The 17600-nt window shown below is 72.2% G+C and carries 13 protein-coding genes and 2 pseudogenes; 6 read left to right on the top strand and 9 right to left on the bottom strand.

The window, feature by feature from the left end; genetic code table 11:
- Nucleotides 1-40: 40 nt before the first annotated feature.
- Both CV755_RS02610 and CV755_RS02615 read right to left on the bottom strand, forming a co-directional pair.
- Nucleotides 41-256 carry a hypothetical protein gene (locus CV755_RS02610; protein ID WP_109278469.1) on the bottom strand — a complete coding sequence of 72 codons (216 nt, stop codon included), beginning with the start codon at nt 254-256 and terminating at the stop codon, nt 41-43.
- A gap of 143 nt (nt 257-399) precedes the next feature.
- Entirely contained in the window at nt 400-678 is a 279-nt protein-coding gene (locus CV755_RS02615) for a DUF1540 domain-containing protein (protein WP_241560960.1), read from the bottom strand.
- Nucleotides 679-896: 218 nt separating this feature from the next.
- On the opposite strand from CV755_RS02615, the gene CV755_RS02620 reads away from it, so the two are divergent.
- Nucleotides 897-2600: an ABC-ATPase domain-containing protein gene (locus tag CV755_RS02620; protein ID WP_241560920.1), complete on the top strand. Its 1704-nt coding sequence runs from the start codon at nt 897-899 to the stop codon at nt 2598-2600.
- A gap of 49 nt (nt 2601-2649) precedes the next feature.
- Here the strand turns inward: CV755_RS02620 and CV755_RS02625 are convergent, their stop codons facing one another.
- The 3 genes from CV755_RS02625 to CV755_RS02635 form a co-directional block, all read right to left on the bottom strand.
- Nucleotides 2650-3075, bottom strand: coding sequence for an Hsp20/alpha crystallin family protein (locus CV755_RS02625; RefSeq protein ID WP_109278472.1), 426 nt, complete (start codon nt 3073-3075; stop codon nt 2650-2652).
- A gap of 84 nt (nt 3076-3159) precedes the next feature.
- Nucleotides 3160-3978, bottom strand: coding sequence for a DNA-formamidopyrimidine glycosylase family protein (locus CV755_RS02630; protein ID WP_109278473.1), 819 nt, complete (start codon nt 3976-3978; stop codon nt 3160-3162).
- A 32-nt stretch (nt 3979-4010) separates the two neighbouring features.
- Entirely contained in the window at nt 4011-4409 is a 399-nt protein-coding gene (locus CV755_RS02635) for a YidB family protein (protein WP_109278474.1), read from the bottom strand.
- 155 nt (nt 4410-4564) lie between these two features.
- Between CV755_RS02635 and CV755_RS02640 the strand changes: the two genes are divergently transcribed.
- The 3 genes and pseudogenes from CV755_RS02640 (at nt 4565) to CV755_RS02650 (ending at nt 7355) form a co-directional block, all read left to right on the top strand.
- Nucleotides 4565-5866 (top strand): cytochrome P450, encoded by a 1302-nt coding sequence (locus CV755_RS02640; RefSeq protein ID WP_161968578.1) that lies wholly within the window; start codon nt 4565-4567, stop codon nt 5864-5866.
- 30 nt (nt 5867-5896) lie between these two features.
- Nucleotides 5897-6715: pseudogene (locus CV755_RS02645) on the top strand (sensor histidine kinase); the annotation flags it as partial.
- Nucleotides 6675-7355: a response regulator transcription factor gene (locus CV755_RS02650; RefSeq protein ID WP_109278477.1), complete on the top strand. Its 681-nt coding sequence runs from the start codon at nt 6675-6677 to the stop codon at nt 7353-7355. The pseudogene CV755_RS02645 and the gene CV755_RS02650, both read left to right, overlap by 41 nt.
- Nucleotides 7356-7406: 51 nt before the next feature.
- Here the strand turns inward: CV755_RS02650 and CV755_RS02655 are convergent, their stop codons facing one another.
- The 3 genes and pseudogenes from CV755_RS02655 to CV755_RS34485 all read right to left on the bottom strand — a co-directional run.
- Nucleotides 7407-8144, bottom strand: a complete 738-nt coding sequence (locus CV755_RS02655; RefSeq protein WP_109278478.1) for a lysozyme family protein — start codon at nt 8142-8144, stop codon at nt 7407-7409.
- A gap of 309 nt (nt 8145-8453) precedes the next feature.
- Complete coding sequence (locus CV755_RS02660; protein ID WP_109278479.1) at nt 8454-9017, bottom strand: NUDIX domain-containing protein; 564 nt, start codon at nt 9015-9017, stop codon at nt 8454-8456.
- Between the two features lie 313 nt (nt 9018-9330).
- Nucleotides 9331-9438: pseudogene (locus tag CV755_RS34485) on the bottom strand (helix-turn-helix domain-containing protein); the annotation flags it as partial.
- 594 nt (nt 9439-10032) lie between these two features.
- On the opposite strand from CV755_RS34485, the gene CV755_RS02670 reads away from it, so the two are divergent.
- Both CV755_RS02670 and CV755_RS02675 read left to right on the top strand, forming a co-directional pair.
- Nucleotides 10033-14121: a Pls/PosA family non-ribosomal peptide synthetase gene (locus CV755_RS02670; RefSeq protein ID WP_241560921.1), complete on the top strand. Its 4089-nt coding sequence runs from the start codon at nt 10033-10035 to the stop codon at nt 14119-14121.
- Nucleotides 14118-15491 carry an aspartate aminotransferase family protein gene (locus CV755_RS02675; RefSeq protein WP_109278481.1) on the top strand — a complete coding sequence of 458 codons (1374 nt, stop codon included), beginning with the start codon at nt 14118-14120 and terminating at the stop codon, nt 15489-15491. The genes CV755_RS02670 and CV755_RS02675 overlap by 4 nt, the downstream gene beginning before the upstream one ends.
- On the opposite strand, the gene CV755_RS02680 is transcribed toward CV755_RS02675, so the two are convergent.
- A complete protein-coding gene (locus CV755_RS02680) occupies nt 15488-17428 on the bottom strand; it encodes an N-acetylmuramoyl-L-alanine amidase (protein WP_241560922.1) in 1941 nt (646 codons plus the stop codon). The genes CV755_RS02675 and CV755_RS02680 overlap by 4 nt on opposite strands.
- Nucleotides 17429-17600 lie beyond the last annotated feature (172 nt).

Here is a 17600-nt window from a genome sequence, read left to right on the forward strand (position 1 = left end):
CGGACTCTACCGCTGCCGTCCTCGGTGCCCTGCGCCGGGTTCAGTCCCGTTCGAACTGGGCGAGGGCCAGCCCGAGGCCGAAGAAGGTGGGTGCCCACTCACCGATGAAGATCCCCCAGCGGTCGGCGCGCTCCACGCCGGCCGACTCGGCCTTGAGCGAGGTGGCCCAGGACAGGACGGACAGGCCGATCGAGGCCATCGCGGCGGTGTAGGCGTGCTCGCTGCGCAGTCCGGCCTCATGAAGTTTCTTGATCATTTCCAGCCTCCTCCGAATGGGTGCTCCATCTAGCACCGTGCGGCAGCACCGCATGGGAGGCGACAGGACGCGGCCGAATGGGTGATACCGCCCGGCGGCCGGCCAAGGGCCGCCGGGCGGGCCCCAACGGGAGGCGGACGGCCCTAACGGGAGGTGTAGGTCAGGCAGTCGGCGGTCTCCCAGACCGCTCCCACCGTGATGCCCGGCGCCTGGCACTCCAGGGCCGTGTTGTAGCGGCAGCCGGACATCTTGCAGGCCCCCACCCGGCCGACGGCCGAGGCGTCCCCGCCCTTGCCGGCGTAGGAGAAGAAGGTGTCACAGCGGGCGTGCTGGGAATCTCCGACGGTGATGGCCAGGGCGTGGCAGGTGCTTTCCTGGTTGTAGGCGCATTCATCGACCTGGCAGATGGTCACCATCGGCATATCCACGGCATTCCTCCTGGTATGGCGCCCGTCGGCGTCCTGGTGGGCGGTTCGGCGCCGGATCCCTTCCTCGGGCGCCCGGCGGGGACACCGGTCGCCCCGCCGGTTCACCCGGCCAGGCGGCGCCCGGGGTACCGCCGTGGGGGTCATATCCCCCCGATAGCATTTCCCGAATGGCCCATGGAGCCTTCACCGCCAGTACGCCCCCAGGAGCACGCATGACCCGCCGGCCCCGCCCCGAAGGCGAACTCTCCTCCGTGCTGCGCAGGTTGGACGGCGCTCCCTATGGCCGCTACAAGTCGCTGACCGGCCGCTGGTCCGGCGCCGGCCATGTGCTGGAGATCGTCAGGGCCCAGGCGGACCCCTTCGCCCCGCCCGCCCGGCTGGCCCTGCACCTGACCTCGGAGGCCGCCGGATTCCCGCCCGAGCTCTGGCTGACGCCCCTGCGGCGGCGTGCTCTGGCGAGCTTTCTGGCGCGGCGGGCCGCCGCCGAGGCCGGGGACGGCAGCGGGGTCCTGGTGGACGCGGGCGGGCAGGAGGTCCTGGAGCGGGCCTCCTGCCGGATCGCCGGACCGGACGAGGCGGACCCCGGTTCGGTGACCCTGCGGCTGAACGCGCCGCTGCCCGGCCCCAGGCGCCGGGTGGACGGCCGTGCCGCCGAGGAGCTGCTCTGCCGCCGTCTGCCCCGGCTGGCCGAACTTTCCCTGCGCCACAAGGCGTTGGACCCCGCCGCGCTCCGGCGTTTTATCGAGACGGTGGAGGACTCCTGCGCCCTGCGGGAGGCGCTGCCGGGCCTTGGCCTGGTGGCCTTTGTGGCCGATGGCGCCGTACTGCCGCGCCGTAGCGGGGTGGACGACCGGGCGGCCACCGGACCGGGTGTGATCCCCTTCCGCTCCCCGGAGGAGCTGCGGGTGAACGTGGAACTGCCGCATGCCGGGCGGGTGTCGGGGATGGGCGTGCCGGAGGGCGTCACCCTGATCGTGGGCGGCGGCTTCCATGGCAAGTCCACCCTGCTGCGCGCCCTGGAGAGCGGGATCCATGACCATGTGCCGGGGGACGGACGGGAGTTGGCGGTGTCCCGGCCGGACACCGTAAAGGTCCGTGCCGAGGACGGCCGCCGGATCGAGCGGGTGGATCTGCACGCCTTTGTGGACCATCTGCCCACCGGTCAGGACACCTCGGACTTCCGCACCGACAATGCCTCCGGCTCCACCTCCCAGGCGGCCTCCATCGTGGAGGCGGTGGAGGCGGGGGCCCGGGTGCTGCTGATCGACGAGGACACCGCGGCCACCAATCTGATGATCCGGGACGCCCGGATGCAGGCGCTGGTCGCCAAGGAGCGGGAGCCGCTCACCCCCTTTGTGGACCTGGTGCGTTCCCTGCACCGCGATCACGGGGTCTCCACCGTGCTGGTGATGGGCGGTTCGGGCGACTATATGGAGGTCGCCGACCGGGTGGTGATGATGGACGGCTACCGGCCCCGTGATGTCACGGCCCGGGCCAGGGAGCTGGCCGCGGTGCCCACCGGGCGCAAGGCCGAGGCGGACGCCTTCCCGGCCCCGGTGCACCGCAGGCCGGATCCGGCGTCCGTGGACGGGGTGGTGCGCGGCCGGGTACGGGTCAGCGCCCGGGGCACCGACGCCCTGGTCTTCGGTGAACACACCGTGGATCTGCGGGCGGTCGAGCAGCTGGCCGACTCCCGGCAGGTGGTGGGTGTCGGGCACGCCCTGGCCCTGCTGGTGCGGGACGGGCATCTGGACGGCAGTCGCACCCTGGCCGCCGCGCTGGATCTGCTGGACGGGCAACTGGCCCAGGGGGTGGGCCCGTTGCTGTCGGTGCGCGACGAGGACTTCGCCGTGCCGCGCCGTTTCGAGGTCGCCGCGGCCCTCAACCGCCTTCGGACGCTGGCGGTCGGCCGCTGACGGCGGCCGCGCCCGCCGCGGGGCGGGCACGGCCGGATGACCGCCGGTGTCAGCTGCTGATCTCCTTGCGGTCGGCACCGCCGCTGATGGAGATCTTCCGCGGCTTGGCGTGCTCGGCGACCGGGATCCTCAGCCGCAGCACACCCGCCTCATAGGCGGCGTCGATGCGCTCGGTGTCCAGGGTCTCGCCCAGGAAGACCTGCCGGCTGAAGGATCCGGCGGGCCGCTCGGCCGCCACCAGCTCCACTCCTTCGCCCGCGGTCGGACGCCGTTCGGCCCGGACGGTCAGCACATTGCGCTCGACGTCGAGGTCGATGCTCTCCGGCGTCACACCGGGCAGGTCGAACTCGATCACAAAGGTCTCGCCGTCGCGGTACGCGTCCATGGGCATCGCGGCCGGCCGCGCGGCGGTGCCCAGCAGCTGCTGGGTCAGGCGGTCGAACTCGCGGAACGGGTCAGTACGCATCAGCATCATGGGTCCCTCCTCAGCGCTTTGTCGGAGCGGATGCGCGTGACACTTCTTATATAGCCCGGCGGCAGAAACTTGACAAGCCTTGGCTCAAGATTCTGCATCCGGCTCGCCCTCCGGCCCGGGACCCGCCTGGCAGTGACGGCACCAGTAGGTGGGCCGCTCCCGGCCCGGCGGCCCCTGGCCGGCCACCGCGATGGCGGTGCCACAGCGGCGGCAGGGGCGGCCCGCCCGCCCGTACACCCACAGCCGGTGCTCGGGCCGCCGGTCGGCGGTGGTGATCCGGGCCGTACGGGCCTTGTTCACCTCCAGCAGCTTGGCGGCCAGCGGCGCCATCCGCTCCGGCCGGGGCACCCGGGCCACCGGCAGCCAGGGCGTCACCCGCAGCAGAAAGCACAGCTCGGACTTGTAGACATTGCCGACGCCCGCCAGATTGCGCTGGTCCAGCAGGGCCTCCCCGACGGCCCGGGCGGGTTCGGCGAGCAGGCGGCGGGTGGCCTCGGCCGGATCCCAGTCCGGCCCCAGGGGGTCGGGGCCGAGGTGGCCGACCACCGAGTCCTCCTCGGCGGTGCGCAGCAGGTCCAGGACGGGCAGCCGGTAGCCGACTGCGGTGCGGGCGGCAGTGCCCAGTACGGCCCTGACCTGGTGCTCCGGCCCGCCGCGGCGGCGCTCCCCGGCTGCCTGGATCCGCCAGGCGCCGTCCATGCCCAGATGGGAGTGGAGGGTGAGGCCGCCCTCGACCCGGATCAGCAGGTGCTTGCCGCGCGAGACCACCTCGGTGACCTCCCGCCCGGTGAGGTCCACGGTCGCCAGCGCGGGCACCCGCAGATCACACCGGACCAGCCGCTGCCCGCCCAGCGCCCGCTCCAGCTCCCGCGCCACGCGCCAGACGGTGTCACCTTCGGGCATACGGTCCCCCGGTCGGCTCGCCCCCGACGGCGCTAGCCGAGGTGCTGCCGGATGACGTCCTCCAGCGAGCCCTGGGGGATCTCCCCGCCCGGGGTGAGCTTGTCCACGAACTGCGGCAGGGCCTCGGCGAGGCGGTCCGCCGCCTGCTCCGGGGAGAGGCCGGAGTGCTGGGCCACATGGTTGAGCACCTGGTCGGGGACCGCCTGGGCGATCTCCGGGCCGGTGGCCGGCTGATTGGCGCCGGTGCTCACCCAGGAGCGGGTCTTCTCGCCCAGTCCGCCCTCGTTGAGCTCCTGGATCAGCCCCTCCAGCGACTGCCCGCCCCCACTGCCCAGCGCGCCCAGCAGGGACCCCAGAAGGCTGCCGCCGGATTGACCGCCGCTTCCGCCGAGCAGTGGCTCAAGCAGGCTTCCCAGGTCAGATCCGGCCATGGCGGCTTCCTTCCTACGGCAGTGGCACTGAACGCATGGTCGCATCGCGGGTACCCACTGTCATATGGAGCCAGTCCCCCCGGCTTGCCCGGAGCCGGCCCGGGGAAGGCCGGTGGACAGCCGCATCCGCCACCCCGTCGAGAGGCGTAGCGCCCATGACTCCTTCCGCCCCCTCGGCCTGGCCGCTGGTCGGCCATCTGCCCCGGTTCGCCCGGGATCCCCTGGGCTTTCTGCGCTCCCTGCCCGCCCAGGGCGAGGTGGTGCGGATCAGGCTCGGCGGGCGGCAGGTCTTCGTCCCCTGCGGGCCGGAAGCAGCCTGCCGGGCACTGGCCGACGGCCATACCTTCGACCGCACCGGCCCGCTGTTCGACCGCATCCGCGCGGAGATGGGCAATGGACTGGCCACCTGCCCCCAGGCCGAGCATCACCGGCAGCGTCTGCTGCTGCGGCCGGCCTTCCAGCGAGAGCGGCTGGAGCGCTACCGGACGGTGATGGAGGAGGAGAGCGCGGCGCTGGCGGACCGCTGGTGCCATGGCCAGGTGATCGACGTGGTGGACGCGATGTTCGGGCTCACCGTCTCGGTGGCGGTACGGACGCTCTTCTCCTCCCGGATCGGCCCCGGGACCACCGCCGCGCTGCGGCAGTGCCTGGATGTCTTTCTGCGCGGCTCCTACACCCGGGCCCTGTTGCCGCTGTCCACCGTCCTGCCCACCCCCGCCAACCGCCGCTTCGACCGGGCCCTGGTCCGCTGGCGGCACTATGTGCGGCAGCTCATCGACGAGGCCCGGCGCCGCCCGGCCGGCGGGCCGGACCTGCTGTCCGCCCTGCTGGAGGCCCGGGACGGCCGGCAAGGCGGGCTGAGCGAGGCCGAGCTGGCCGACCAGATCGCGGTGCTGGTGCTCGCCGGGGCGGAGACCACCTCGGCCGCCCTGTCCTGGACCTGGCATCTGCTGGCCGCCCACCCGGACGCCGAGGCGGAACTGCACGCCGGGCTGGACTCGGGCGGGCCGGACCCGGCCGCACTGGACCATGTCCACCGGGTGGTGAAGGAGTCCCTGCGCCTCTATCCGCCCGCCTGGGCCATCCCGCGCACCGTCACCCGGGAGACCATGCTGGCCGGCCACCGGCTCCCGGCCGGGGCCACCCTGCTGTTCAGCCCCTATGTGCTGCACCACCGGCCCGACCTCCACCCCGAGCCGGAACGCTTCCGCCCGGAGCGCTGGCTGCCGGGCGGGACGGACCGGCGGGCCCGGGCCGCCTTCCTCCCCTTCGGCGCCGGGCCCACTCGCTGTATCGGCGAGTCCTTCGCCCTCACCGAAACCACCGTGGCCCTGACCACCATCGCGTCCCACTGGCAACTACGCCCGCTGCCGGGCCACTTGGTCCACGCGGCGGCCCGCAGCGTGCTGGCACCCCGGACACTGCCAATGCGACTGGTGCGCCGAAGGCGCCCTTGAGGGGCACCCCTAAGGGAGAACCGCGCCGGTTCCGCGGTCACCTATTTCGCCCTGCTCGCCGGCGCCCTGGGCTGGGGGCTGTTCCGGCGGGCCCGGCAGCAGCTGATCGCCTCGCTGCGGGAACGGGCCGAGCGCGCCGAGACGGAGGCGGAGCTGCGCGCGGACCGGGCGCGGCGGCAGGCGCGCGAGGAGATCGCCCGGGAGATGCACGATGTGCTCGCCCACCGGCTGTCCCTGCTGAGCGTCCACGCCGGAGCCCTGGAGTACCACCCCGGCGCCCCCGCCGAGGAGATCGGCCGGGCGGCGGGCGTCATCCGGGCCAGCGCCCACCAGGCACTCCAGGACCTCCGCGAGGTCATCGGGGTGCTCAGGGCTCCCGAGGGCGATCCCCGCCCCCAGCCCACGCTGAGTGAACTGCCGCTACTGGTCGAGGAGTCCAGACAGGCCGGCATGCACATCGACTACTGGCCGGGCACCCTGCCGTCCCCTCCCGCGGCCCTGGGCCGCACCGTCTATCGCGTGGTCCAGGAAGGTCTGACCAGTGCCCGCAAACACGCCCCCGAGCAGGCGGTAAGAGTGGCGGTCACCGGCCGCCCGGGCGGCGGGCTGAGCGTGGAGGTGCGCAACGCAGTACCCGGCGGGCGCACCGCCGACGCCATACCGGGTGCCGGTCAGGGGCTGATAGGGCTTGCCGAACTGGCCGGCGGACGGCTGGAGCACGGCAGGGTGGGCACGGAGTTCCGGCTGGCCGCCTGGCTACCTGGCCGGCGGACCATGAACAACCCACTCCCCGACCGTGAGGCCGCCCTTGACCCCGCCCGCCCCGATCCATGTGCTCCTGGTCGATGACGACCCCCTGGTACGAGCCGGACTGCGCCTGATGTTCGGCGGCGCTCCGGACCTGGAGGTGGTCGCGGAGGCGGCCGACGGGGCGGAGGTACGGGACCTGGTCGCCCGGCACTCGCCCCAGGTGGTGCTGATGGACATCCGCATGCCGAGGGTGGACGGGCTGGCCGCCACCGAGGAACTGCGGGGACTGCCGCGGCCGCCCGAGGTCATTGTGCTGACCACCTTTGACACCGACCGCAATGTGCTGCGGGCACTGCGCGCGGGCGCCGCCGGGTTCGTACTGAAGGACACCCCGCCGCAGCAGATTGTGGAGGCGATCCGCAGGGTGGCGGCCGGTGACCCGGTGCTCTCCCCGGCCGTCACCCGGCGTCTGATGGCCCGGGTGGCCGCCGACGGCGAAGCCCAGGGCTCCCGGGCGGCCCGCGCCAGGGAGCGGCTGGCCCTGCTGGGTGAGCGGGAACTGGAGGTCGCCCGGGCGGTCGGCCAGGGCCGTACCAATGCGGAGATCGCGGCTGAACGCTATATGTCGGTGCCCACGGTCAAGGCCCATGTCTCGCGCATCCTCACCAAGCTGGACCTCAACAACCGGGTGCAGATCGCTCTGCTGGTGCACGACGCCGAGGGGGGCGGATATGCGTAGGGCGGCGGCTCCGGCTGGGTGCCGGGGCCGCCGCCCTGAGGGAGCGCTTTTTTAGTACGCGGAGTTGACGTTGTCCATGGAGCCATAGGTCTTGGCCGCGTAGTTGCAGGACGCCACGATGTTGGCCACCGGGTCCCAGATGTTCCACGAGGTGCCGTCCACGTGGAAGGCCTTGAAGGTGGGGTCGATGATCTGCAGCAGACCCTTGGACGGGATACCGGCCTGGGCGTTGACGTCCCAGTCGTTGATCGACTGGGGGTTGCCGCTCGACTCACGCATGATGTTGCGCTTGATGCCGTCGTAGGAACCGGGGATGCCCTTGGCGTGCATGATGTCCAGCGCCTGGTTGATCCAGCCGTCCAGGTTGTCGGCGTACGCCTTGGGAGCGGGAGCGGCCGGGGCGGCCGGAGCGGCGGCGATGGGCTTGCGGGCCTCGGAGCGGCCGGCGGCGGCCTTGGCGGCGTGCGCCTTCTCGGCGGCCTTGGCCTTCTCGGCGGCCTTGGCGTCGGCCTGCTTCTTGGCGTCGGCCTGCTTCTTGGCGGCGGTGGCCTTGACCGTGGCGGCCTGGGCCTTGGCCTGGGCGGCGGCGGTGTCCGACAGCTGGGTCAGCTCGGTCTGGCCCGCACCGGAGAAGGTCTGCGCATTCCATGCGACCGGCTTGACCGAGGTGGACTCGGCGGCCGAAGCGGTGCCCGCCACGCCCAGGGCGAGGGCGGCGGCACCAGCGGTGGCGATACCGGCGGCGGCGAACTTGTGGGCCTTGGTCAGGTGGGTATAGCCAGAACGCATAAGTGAGCTGAACCTTCCAGTGGGGGGAATCTGCCGCAGCGGCCCTCATCGGCGCGAAAGAAGCGCCGCGTCTCGATCCGACGGCGCCCTGCGACCCGACCAGTCTTAGCGACGCAAAAACCCCCTGGCAAAGGGTGTGACCTACGAAAGAACCCCATGCAGAGGGCACACCACTTCCGCCAATTCGCCATCCCACGCGTTCGGTTATCACGAAAGAGGCTCGTAAGTGACGTGGGTCTCATGGGCGGGCTCACACTCCACACCCCCCGATCTCACCCACCGCCCAACAACCGCTACGCATAAGCGGGGCTAAACGGAACCACCCGTGGCCCGGTGCGCGTACATCAATACCGACAGCGCCGCCCCCGACAGCCGCATCCGCCCGTCCAGGGCGGCCCGCACGGCGTCCGGCAGTTCCCACCACTCCAGCTTCATTCCGGCCTCGGTGCCCGAGAGCTGCTGTTCGCCGAGCGTCAGGCCGGTGGCGAGGAACATATGCAGCCGGGAGGTGCTATTGGTCATCAGCGCCACGGTTCCCAGCTTGTGCCAGGACGCGGCGGTGATCCCGGCCTCCTCGGCCAGTTCCCGCCGTGCCGCGGCCTCGGGGCTCTCGCCGGGCTCGACCCGGCCGCCGGGCGGGGTCAGCATCTCGCCGTGCAGATAGGTGCCATAGCGGACCAGGGCGATCCGCTCCGCCTCGTCCACGGCGACGGTCAGTGCGCAGTCCGGAATGTCCAGCACCCGGAAGTCGCCGGTGGCACCGTCCGGTTGGGTCACCCGGTCCCGGTGCAGCCGCAGCCCCGGGAGGTCGTACAGCGTTTCCCGGGACAGCCGCTGCCAGCGGCCGGTCGCGCCGTCGTTGCCGTTCATCATGGGTTCCCCTCTGCCGGGCCGGGCCTGAGCTGCCGGAGCGTATAGCTCCGGACCGCCGGGGCCGCGCAAGCGCCTGGCGCCCTTTACGGGTTTGGAACATGACCCCGGAGTTGACGTGCTCCCTGGTCCAATGGCCAGGGGTTCCGGCCTGGGTCGGCTGACCCTTCCGGGGGCTTCCTGCTTCACCGCGCTGTGCCGGGACTTTCGCCCTGGTCTTACCGGCGCTCCACGAGGCGTTTTGCGTCTCCGCCCGTTCGGCGGCGACGATTCGGCATCCTTCGAACAGGACGTTGCGGGCTGCATTGTGGTCGCGCAGGCAGTCGTTCCACACCACCCGGGCACACCCGAACGCCCGCGCCAGCGCCCGGCGCCGGCAAGTATCCGGGTAGGCACGGTAGTTGTAGCGCAGCTGCACAGCCACGACCCTACCAACGGCGGGTCATATGGAAGGGGCAAACGACTACAGAGGTGGCGGATGTCCTGGAGTTCCTGCGGGGGTGAGGGCCGAGCGGTGCCGCCGGGTGCGGTGCCGTTTTCCGCCTGTGGCGGGCGCGCCCCGCCCACGCGCCGAAACGGTGCCGCGCCCCGGCAACTACCGCAGCCCCGCCGCCGATTACCTTCCGTGCACTTCACCGACCCGCTTTTTGGGCGGCATTTACGCAGCAGGCCGGCTCCGTACGCATTCTTTGCCTGCCTTTCCGGCTGCCCGGCGATAACTGGCCGGATCCCGCCCGTCAGTTGAGTCCGCTATACCCCCTTCGATCGTCAACTCCATTCCGCGCTTCATTCTTTCGTGCAGGTCGTGCGACCCATGAGTCCCGCCAGATGACTGGCGCCCCGCTCCTCGGTACCCATGTGACCCCCTCCCGGCAGGGAGGACGTTGGCCGGATTACCGCTGTCGGCCCTGGCCTCAACCCCCTAGCTTCCTCGCACCCCGCCCCCGGACATCCGGATCGGCAAAGTCCGGGATCCGGCGGTGGTGTGACCGCATTCCCGAATTCGCGAGGGGGGTAAGTGCCCTACACCAAAGCGACCCCGGAACACCGGGCGGTGCACCCGGAGGAAAGGCCCGGCAGACTCGAACAGGAAAACCCCCCACCGCCCGTACGATTTCTTCCGGAATTCTTCGAGCAGACCTGCGACCGGACTCCGGACGCCCTGGCGGTGGTCTGCGAGGACGAGGAGCTGACCTACGCGGAGCTGGACCGCCGCGCCAACCGGCTGGCCCATCTGCTCAAGGAGCACGGGATCGGCGCGGGCAGCACGGTGGGCCTTCTGCTCGACCGGTCCGCGTACACCTATGCCGGCCTGCTGGCCGTACTGAAGACGGGTGCGGCCTATGTGCCCCTGGACCCGTCCTTCCCGGCCGGCCGGGTGCGCCATATCGCCCAGGACGCCGAGCTCAGCGAGCTGCTGACCACCTCCGCCCGGCGCGAGCAGACCCGGGACGCGGGCTGCCCGGTGCTCGAACTCGACCTATGGGAAGAGAAGTTGGCGGCGCGGCCCGAAGGCCGGCTGCGGCCGCTGCGCGATTCCTCCGCGCCCTGCTATGTCATCTACACCTCGGGCACCACCGGCCGCCCCAAGGGAGTGGTGATCAGCCACGCCAATATCGTCAGCTTCCTCAACGCGGCCGCCCCCGTCTACCGGGTGCGCCGGCAGGACCGCGTCTACCAGGGACTCTCGCTGGCCTTTGACTTCTCCATCGAGGAGATCTGGCCCGCCTGGATCGCCGGGGCCACCCTCTACGCGGGGCCCGGTGACGACCGCCGGGTGGGCCAGGGGCTCACCGAGTTCCTGGCCCGGCACGCCATCACCGTGCTGTGCTGTGTGCCCACCCTGCTCACCACCATCGAGGGTGAACTGCCCGCCCTGCGCACCCTGTTGGTCAGTGGCGAGGCATGCCCGCCGGACCTGGTGCGCCGCTGGTCGCGACGGGGGCGACGGATCCTCAACGCCTATGGCCCCACCGAGTCCACCGTCACCGCCACCTGCGCCGAACTGCGCCCCGGCCGGCCGGTGACCATCGGCCGCCCGCTGCCCGGTTACCGGATCGCCATCCTGGACCAGCGGCTGCGGCCGGTGCCGGACGGCGCCGAGGGCGAGATCTGTGTGGGCGGCCCCGGAGTGGCCACCGGCTATCTCAACCGGCCGGAACTGACCGCCGAGCGCTTTATAGCCAACCCGGTGGCCGCCGACCGGGCCACCGTCCCCCGCCTCTACCGCACCGGAGACCTGGGCCGGATCACCCCGGCCGGGGAGATCGAGTACCTGGGCCGGGTGGACACCCAGGTCAAGATCCGCGGTTATCGCATCGAGTGCGCCGAGATCGAGCAACTGCTGCGCGCCGACCCCGCGGTGGAGAACGCCGTGGTCGTCCCCCGCCAGGTGAACGGCTCCGCCCAGGACCTCGTCGGCTATCTCACCCTCACCGCTCCACGCGGCAGCCAGGACGAGGAGGAGCTGCGCGGCCGGCTGCACACCGCCCTGCGCCGCCGGCTCCCGGACTATATGATCCCCGCCTTTGTGGAGATCCTGGACGAACTGCCGCTGCTGGCCGCCGACAAGGTGGACCGCTCCCGGCTGCCCGCCCCCGCCTCGGCCCCCTTCGGCCGCCGCCGCACCGAACCGGTCGCCCCGGCCACCGCGCTGGAGCGCCAACTGGCCTCCGTCTGGCGGGAGATCCTGGGCCTGGCCGAGGTCTCGGTGGACGACGACTTCTTCTGTGACCTGGGCGGCCACTCAATGGCCGCGGCCAGGCTGATCTCCCGGCTGCGCCGGGAACCCGGGCTGCGGCAGCTGGCCATGGGCGACCTCTACGCCCATCCCACCATCCGCTCCCTGGCCTCCTGTGCGGCGGCCGCCCAGCACTCCGCCCGGCAGTGCCCCGCGGTACCGGCGCCACCGCCCCGGCGGCATTCCACCGCCCGGGTATGGACCTTCGGGCTGGCCCAGCTCACGCTCTTCTGTGGCTGGTTGCTGCTGCTCAGCGCGCCGGTGCTGGCGCTGTTCTACCGGCTGTGCACCACCGTGGGCCTGCCGACGCGCGTGGCGGACGGACCGGGCGCCCTGGCCGTACTGGCCCATCTGGGCTGGGCGGCGTTCATCCCGCTGGATCTGGCCTGGATGGCGGTGGATCTGGTGGTGCTGCCCGCGGTGGGCGCCCGGCTGCTGATGGGCCGCGTCCGGCCGGGCTGGTATCCGCTGTGGGGCCGGATCCATCTGCGGTTCTGGCTGCATGGCAAGGTGCTGGCCCTCTCCCCCGCCCGGGCCCTGGCCGGATCGCCGTTCCTGGCGCCCTTTCTGCGGCTGCTGGGAGCCAGGGTGGGCCATGGCTGCCATCTGGCCACCGTGCCCGCGGTGCCCGCGCTGGTCTCCTTCGGTGATGAGTGCAGCGTCGGCTACGGGGCACAGGTGCAGCCCTTCGCGGTCGAGGGCGGCCGGCTGCGGCTGGCGCCGGTGACCCTGGGGCCGGGCAGCTGTCTGGGCACCAACAGTGTGCTGCTGCCGGGGGCCGGGCTGGGCCGGGGGGCGGTGGTGGGAGCCCAGTCACTGGTGCCCGCCGATGTCAGCGTCCCGGACGGCGCCTACTGGGCCGGTTCGCCCGCCACGCCACAGGGCGGGAAGCCGGCGCTGATCGCGGAGTTGGAGGCCGCCGCGGACCGGCGCCCCTGGCCGGTCCGGGTGCTGGTCTGCTACGCCCTGGGGGCGCTGCTGCTGGTACTGGCACCGCTGCTGGTGCCGGCGCCGGGCGCGGTGCTGACCGGCTGGGCGGCCGCCCGGGGCGGACTGCCCCTGGCGCTGGCCTCGTTGGCGGTCTCCGGGCCGCTGGTCCCGCTGACCACCTGTCTGCTGGTGGTGGCCGTCAAACGCGGCCTGCTGCCCCGGGCCCGTACCGGCATCCATGCCGAGCGCAGCCCCTTCGGCGCGGCCAAGTGGATCGCCGACGGGATGATGACACTCAGCCTCACCCTCACCCACTCCCTGTACTCCACCCTCTACCTGGTGCCCTTCCTCAGGGCCCTGGGGGCGCGCACCGGGCGCTGGGCGGAGGTGGCCACGGTCAGCTTTGTCGATCCCGACCTGCTGGAGATCGGTGAGCGCAGCTTTGTCGCCGATATCTCCGTGGTGGCTCCGGCGGTCTTCCACCGCGGCCGGATCGCCCTGGCCCCGGCCACCGTGGGCGACCGTGCCTTCGTGGGCAACGGGGCGCTGCTGCCCGGGGGTTGCCGGCTGGGCGACCGGAGCCTGCTGGGGGTGCACTCGGTGGCGCCGGACGGGCCCATCGAGCCGGAGACCACCTGGCTGGGTTCGCCCGCGCTGTTCCTGCCCCGCCGGGAGGCCAGCCCCGGCTTCCCGGCCAAGTACACCTTCGCCCCCACCCGGGGACTGATCGCGGCCCGGCTGGCCATCGAGTATCTGCGGGTCACCCTGCCCGCCACCATCGGCGGGGCGGGCCTGCTGGCCCTGCTGTACACCATGGTCACCCTCGCCCGCCGGCTGCCGCCGCTCGTCCTGCTCGCCCTGTCCCCCGCCCTGCTGCTGGCCTCCGGGCTGGCCTGCACCCTGGTGGTGGCGGCCCTCAAATGGCTGGTGATCGGCCGCTACCGGCCGCGTACCGAACCGCTGTGGAGCGTCTGGGTCCGCCGCACCGAGCTGATCACCGGCCTCTACGAGAACCTGGTGGTGCCCGCGCTGGTGGGCCTGGTGGCCGGAACGCCCTTTATGGCGCCGGTACTTCGCCTGTTCGGGGTGCGGGCGGGGCGGCGCTGCTGGATCGACACCACCTTTGTCACCGAGTTCGACCTGGTGTCCATCGGGGATGACGCCGCCGTGGCCGGGGCCACCTCACTGCAGACCCATCTCTTCGAGGACCGGGTGATGAAGATGTCCAGGGTCCAAGTGGACCAAGGCAGTTCGGTGGGCGCCCGCTGTGTGGTGCTCTATGACGCCCGGGTGGGCGCCGGCGCCTCGCTGGACGCGCTCTCCCTGGTCATGAAGGGCGAGAACCTGCCCCCGGCGACCGCCTGGCGCGGCATTCCGGCCCGCCCCTGTCCCTCCGGCACCGGCCACCGGCCCAGCACAGCAAGGGAGTCCTCATGACCGCCGCCGATGTCACCGCCTGGCACGGTCCCCGGGTGCACGGGGATCTGCCCGGTCCGCGCTCGGCCGAGCTGCTGGCCCGCCAGCGGCACTGGGAGTCCAACGCCCGTACCTACCCCCGGCGGTTGCCCATCGCACCGGCGGAGGGGCATGGGCCCTGGCTGCGGGACGTGGACGGCAATGTGTTCATCGACTTCCTGGCCGGTGCCGGGGTGCTCTCACTGGGCCATGGCCACCCGGAGCTGGTGGCGGCGGTGACCCGGCAGGCCGCCCGGCTCACCCATGGCCTGGACTTCCCCACTCCGGTCAAGGACGCCTTTGTCGAGGCCCAGTTGTCCATGCTGCCGGCCGCGCTGCGGGAGCGGATGAAGGTACATCTGTGCGGGCCCACCGGAGCCAATGCGGTGGACGCGGCGGTGAAGCTGTGCAAGACGGCCACCGGTCGCGGGGAGGTGGTCGCCTTCCAGGGCGCCTTCCATGGCAGCAGCCATGCCGCCATGGCGCTCACCGGGCTGGTCGCCCAGAAGCAGCCGGTGGCCAACGGCATGCCGGGGGTGCACTTCTTCCCGTACTCCTACTGCGGCCGCTGCCCGCTGGCGCTGTCACCGGACGACTGCGAGACCAACTGCGCGGCGTTCCTGGAACGTTCGCTGCACGACGGCAACGGCGGGGTGCCGCTGCCGGCCGCGGTGGTGCTGGAACTGGTCCAGGGTGAGGGCGGCGTCATCCCGGCCCGCCTGGAGTTCGTCACCCGCGTCCGGGAGCTGACCCGTGAGCTGGACATCCCGCTGATCGTGGACGAGGTGCAGACCGGCTGCGGGCGCACCGGCAGCTGGTTCGCCTTTGAGCAGTACGGCATCGAACCCGATGTGATCGTGGCCTCCAAGGCGCTCAGCGGCATCGGCGCCCCGGTGGCCCTGATCATCTATGACCGCCGGCTGGATGTCTGGGCGCCGGGCGCGCACACCGGAACGTTCCGCGGCAACCAACTGGCCTTCGCCGCCGGGGTGGAGACGGTACGCATCATCCGGGAGCAGGGCGTGCTGGCCAATGTCCGGGCGCGCGGCGCCCAGATCCGGCAGCGCCTGGGGGAGCTGGACGACTGCCGCTGGGTGCGGGAGGTGCGCGGCCTTGGCCTGATGTGGGGCGTCGAACTGGCCGATCCCCGGGACGGCCGCCCGGCGCCCGAGCTCGCACGGGCGGTGCAGGACCATGCGCTGCGGCATGGTCTGATCACCGAGCTGGGCGGGCGGGCGGACAGCGTGGTACGGGTGCTGCCGCCGCTGAATGTCACCGAGGAGGTGGTGGACACCGCCTGCTCGATCCTGGTGGCCGCCGTGCGGAAGTGCGCCGCCCCGCCGGCCCGTTAGCCGTCCTTGCCGGATTCCTCCACGTCATCCGCGCTGAGCAGGGCCACCCGGTGGTTGAGCTGGACGGTGTAGTAGTGCTTCCGGCCGACCACCACGGTGCCCTGCTTGGCCGCGTAGTCGTCCGCCTCGGCGGCCGGGGCGGTGGCCACATACGCCTGCCCGGCGGGGACGGTGTAGAGGCCCAGCGCGGTCTGCGCGGAGGGCGGCTGGCCCTTGGGGTAGGAGTCGGCGGCCGGATAGGCGCTGCCATAGACCGGGATGGCGGTGGCCCCGGGGCGGGGCCGGACGATCCGGGCGGTGCCGCCGTCGGAGCGGGTGTATTTGCCGCCCGGGTTGTAGAACCACGCCTTGCGGCCGGAGAACCAGATGGCTGTCCAGTCGCCCTGCCGGTCGGCGACCACGAACTGCTGCCCGGCGACGACCGAACTCCCCCAGTCCTCAATGGCGTTGCTGCCGCCGCTCTCTCCCGGGTGGATGGCGGGGTCGGGGAAGAGCGGTGCGCTGTTGCCCGGCGAGGTGTGTACAAAGAGCAGATTGGCGGGCTGGGTCTGGTTGCTGCAAGTGGTGGTGCGACGACGGGACTTGGCGCTCTTGGGGGACTTGGGGGCGCGCTGGCAGATCCGTACCGTCTGCTTGTTGCCGGCGAAGGGGGGCGCGATGGTGACCACCGATCCGACGGCGGGGGTGCTTCTTTCGGGTTCGGCGTCATCGTGCGCCTGCAGCAGGTCCATAAAGGCGTTCCAGTCCCAGTAGGGGCCGGGATCCCAGTGCATGCCGCCCACGGCCTCCCGGGTGATGCCCGGTACGTTGTCGTGCCCGATGATGTGCTGCCGGTCCAGCGGGACGTGGTAGCGCTCGGCCAGATAACGCACCAGGGAGGCGGTGGCCTTGTACTGGGTGGGGGTGAACCAGGCGGCGCCCTGGGCCGCGAAGCCCTCGTGCTCGATGCCGATCGAGTGCAGGTTAAACCAGTAATTGCCGCTGTGGAAGGCCACGTTCTTGGTGGCCACCATCTGGGTCACCGCCCCGTCGGAGGAGCGCACCACATAGTGCGCCGAGGTGCGGGCGGCGGTGTTCTGGAAGGTGGCGATCATCCCGCTGTAACTGCCCTCGGCGTCATGGATGACGATGTAGTCGATGGGGATGCCGTTCTCGGTCCGGTTGGTGTTCTGGTAGTTGCCGGCGGCGGCGGGTACGAACCGGCAGCCGGCGCCCGCGGGGCACTCGGTATCGGTCCGGGCGGCGTCCGGGGCCAGCCGGAGCCGGGCCAGCTGGCCCCGGTCGGGGACCGCATTGGGGTCGGCGGGCAGCCGTACCTCCTGCCCGTCGGAGCGCACCCGGTGGGCGCCCCGGCGCATGGTGGCGTACACCTCGTCGGCGAAGGCCGCCGCGCCGCTCCGGCCGGGCGCCTGGCTGTAGCGGGCCACCGCCCCGTACCACTGGGCGGGGTCGCGGGGGCGGCCACCGGTCAGCGCCTGCTCGTACTGGGCGAGCAGCGCGGCGCCGCCCCGGATGTTCTCCCGGTCCTCGGTGCGCAGCCGCTCCCCCGGGGTGCGCAGCAGCTGGGCGGCGGTGTCCAGGGTGTGCAGCGAGGCATCACCGGACCGGGCGCGGTCCGGTTCGGCGGGCGGGCGGGCGGCGGCATCGCCCGGGGTGGCGGCGTCCGCCGTGGCGGCCTCGGCGGCGGTGGCATCGGTGAGGTGGAGCAGGCCGTATCCGGCGCTGGTGCTGGGCTGTCCGGTATGGGACTCCCACCAGGAGGTCTGGTAGCTCAGGGCGAGCAGTACCTGCGGGGGCACCTGGAATTCGGCGGCGGCGTCCAGGAACGCCTGCTGGACGGTGGCGGCGGGGGCACCGCTGGCCGGGAGGATCCCCGGCAGGGACAACAGCACGCTCGCACCCAGCCGGGCGCTGAGGCGTTTGGCGTAACGGCGCATGCGGGTTCTCCAACGGGCCAAGAGCGGGCGGTGAAATCCGCGGAGGCACCCCGCGGGTCTCCCCCACCATTGCCCGGTGCAGGGCCTTTCCTCCTCGGCGGAGCACCACAACACCCCTGATGGCGGCGCCCGGGAAGACCCTGGGATTCCGCCGGCCGGCGGAGCGGGCATA

It is taken from the genome of Streptomyces orinoci, from assembly GCF_003121295.1.
GTDB lineage: Bacteria > Actinomycetota > Actinomycetes > Streptomycetales > Streptomycetaceae > Streptomyces > Streptomyces orinoci.

Excerpts from the sequence above, each read along its gene's own strand:
- CV755_RS02610 (WP_109278469.1), bottom strand. The coding sequence starts at position 256 with ATGATCAAGAAACTTCATGAGGCCGGACTGCGCAGCGAGCACGCCTAC.
- CV755_RS02615 (WP_241560960.1), bottom strand. The coding sequence starts at position 678 with ATGCCGATGGTGACCATCTGCCAGGTCGATGAATGCGCCTACAACCAG.
- CV755_RS02620 (WP_241560920.1), top strand. The coding sequence starts at position 897 with ATGACCCGCCGGCCCCGCCCCGAAGGCGAACTCTCCTCCGTGCTGCGC.
- CV755_RS02625 (WP_109278472.1), bottom strand. The coding sequence starts at position 3,075 with ATGATGCTGATGCGTACTGACCCGTTCCGCGAGTTCGACCGCCTGACC.
- CV755_RS02630 (WP_109278473.1), bottom strand. The coding sequence starts at position 3,978 with ATGCCCGAAGGTGACACCGTCTGGCGCGTGGCGCGGGAGCTGGAGCGG.
- CV755_RS02635 (WP_109278474.1), bottom strand. The coding sequence starts at position 4,409 with ATGGCCGGATCTGACCTGGGAAGCCTGCTTGAGCCACTGCTCGGCGGA.
- CV755_RS02640 (WP_161968578.1), top strand. The coding sequence starts at position 4,565 with ATGACTCCTTCCGCCCCCTCGGCCTGGCCGCTGGTCGGCCATCTGCCC.
- CV755_RS02655 (WP_109278478.1), bottom strand. The coding sequence starts at position 8,144 with ATGCGTTCTGGCTATACCCACCTGACCAAGGCCCACAAGTTCGCCGCC.
- CV755_RS02660 (WP_109278479.1), bottom strand. The coding sequence starts at position 9,017 with ATGATGAACGGCAACGACGGCGCGACCGGCCGCTGGCAGCGGCTGTCC.
- CV755_RS02675 (WP_109278481.1), top strand. The coding sequence starts at position 14,118 with ATGACCGCCGCCGATGTCACCGCCTGGCACGGTCCCCGGGTGCACGGG.
- CV755_RS02680 (WP_241560922.1), bottom strand. The coding sequence starts at position 17,428 with ATGCGCCGTTACGCCAAACGCCTCAGCGCCCGGCTGGGTGCGAGCGTG.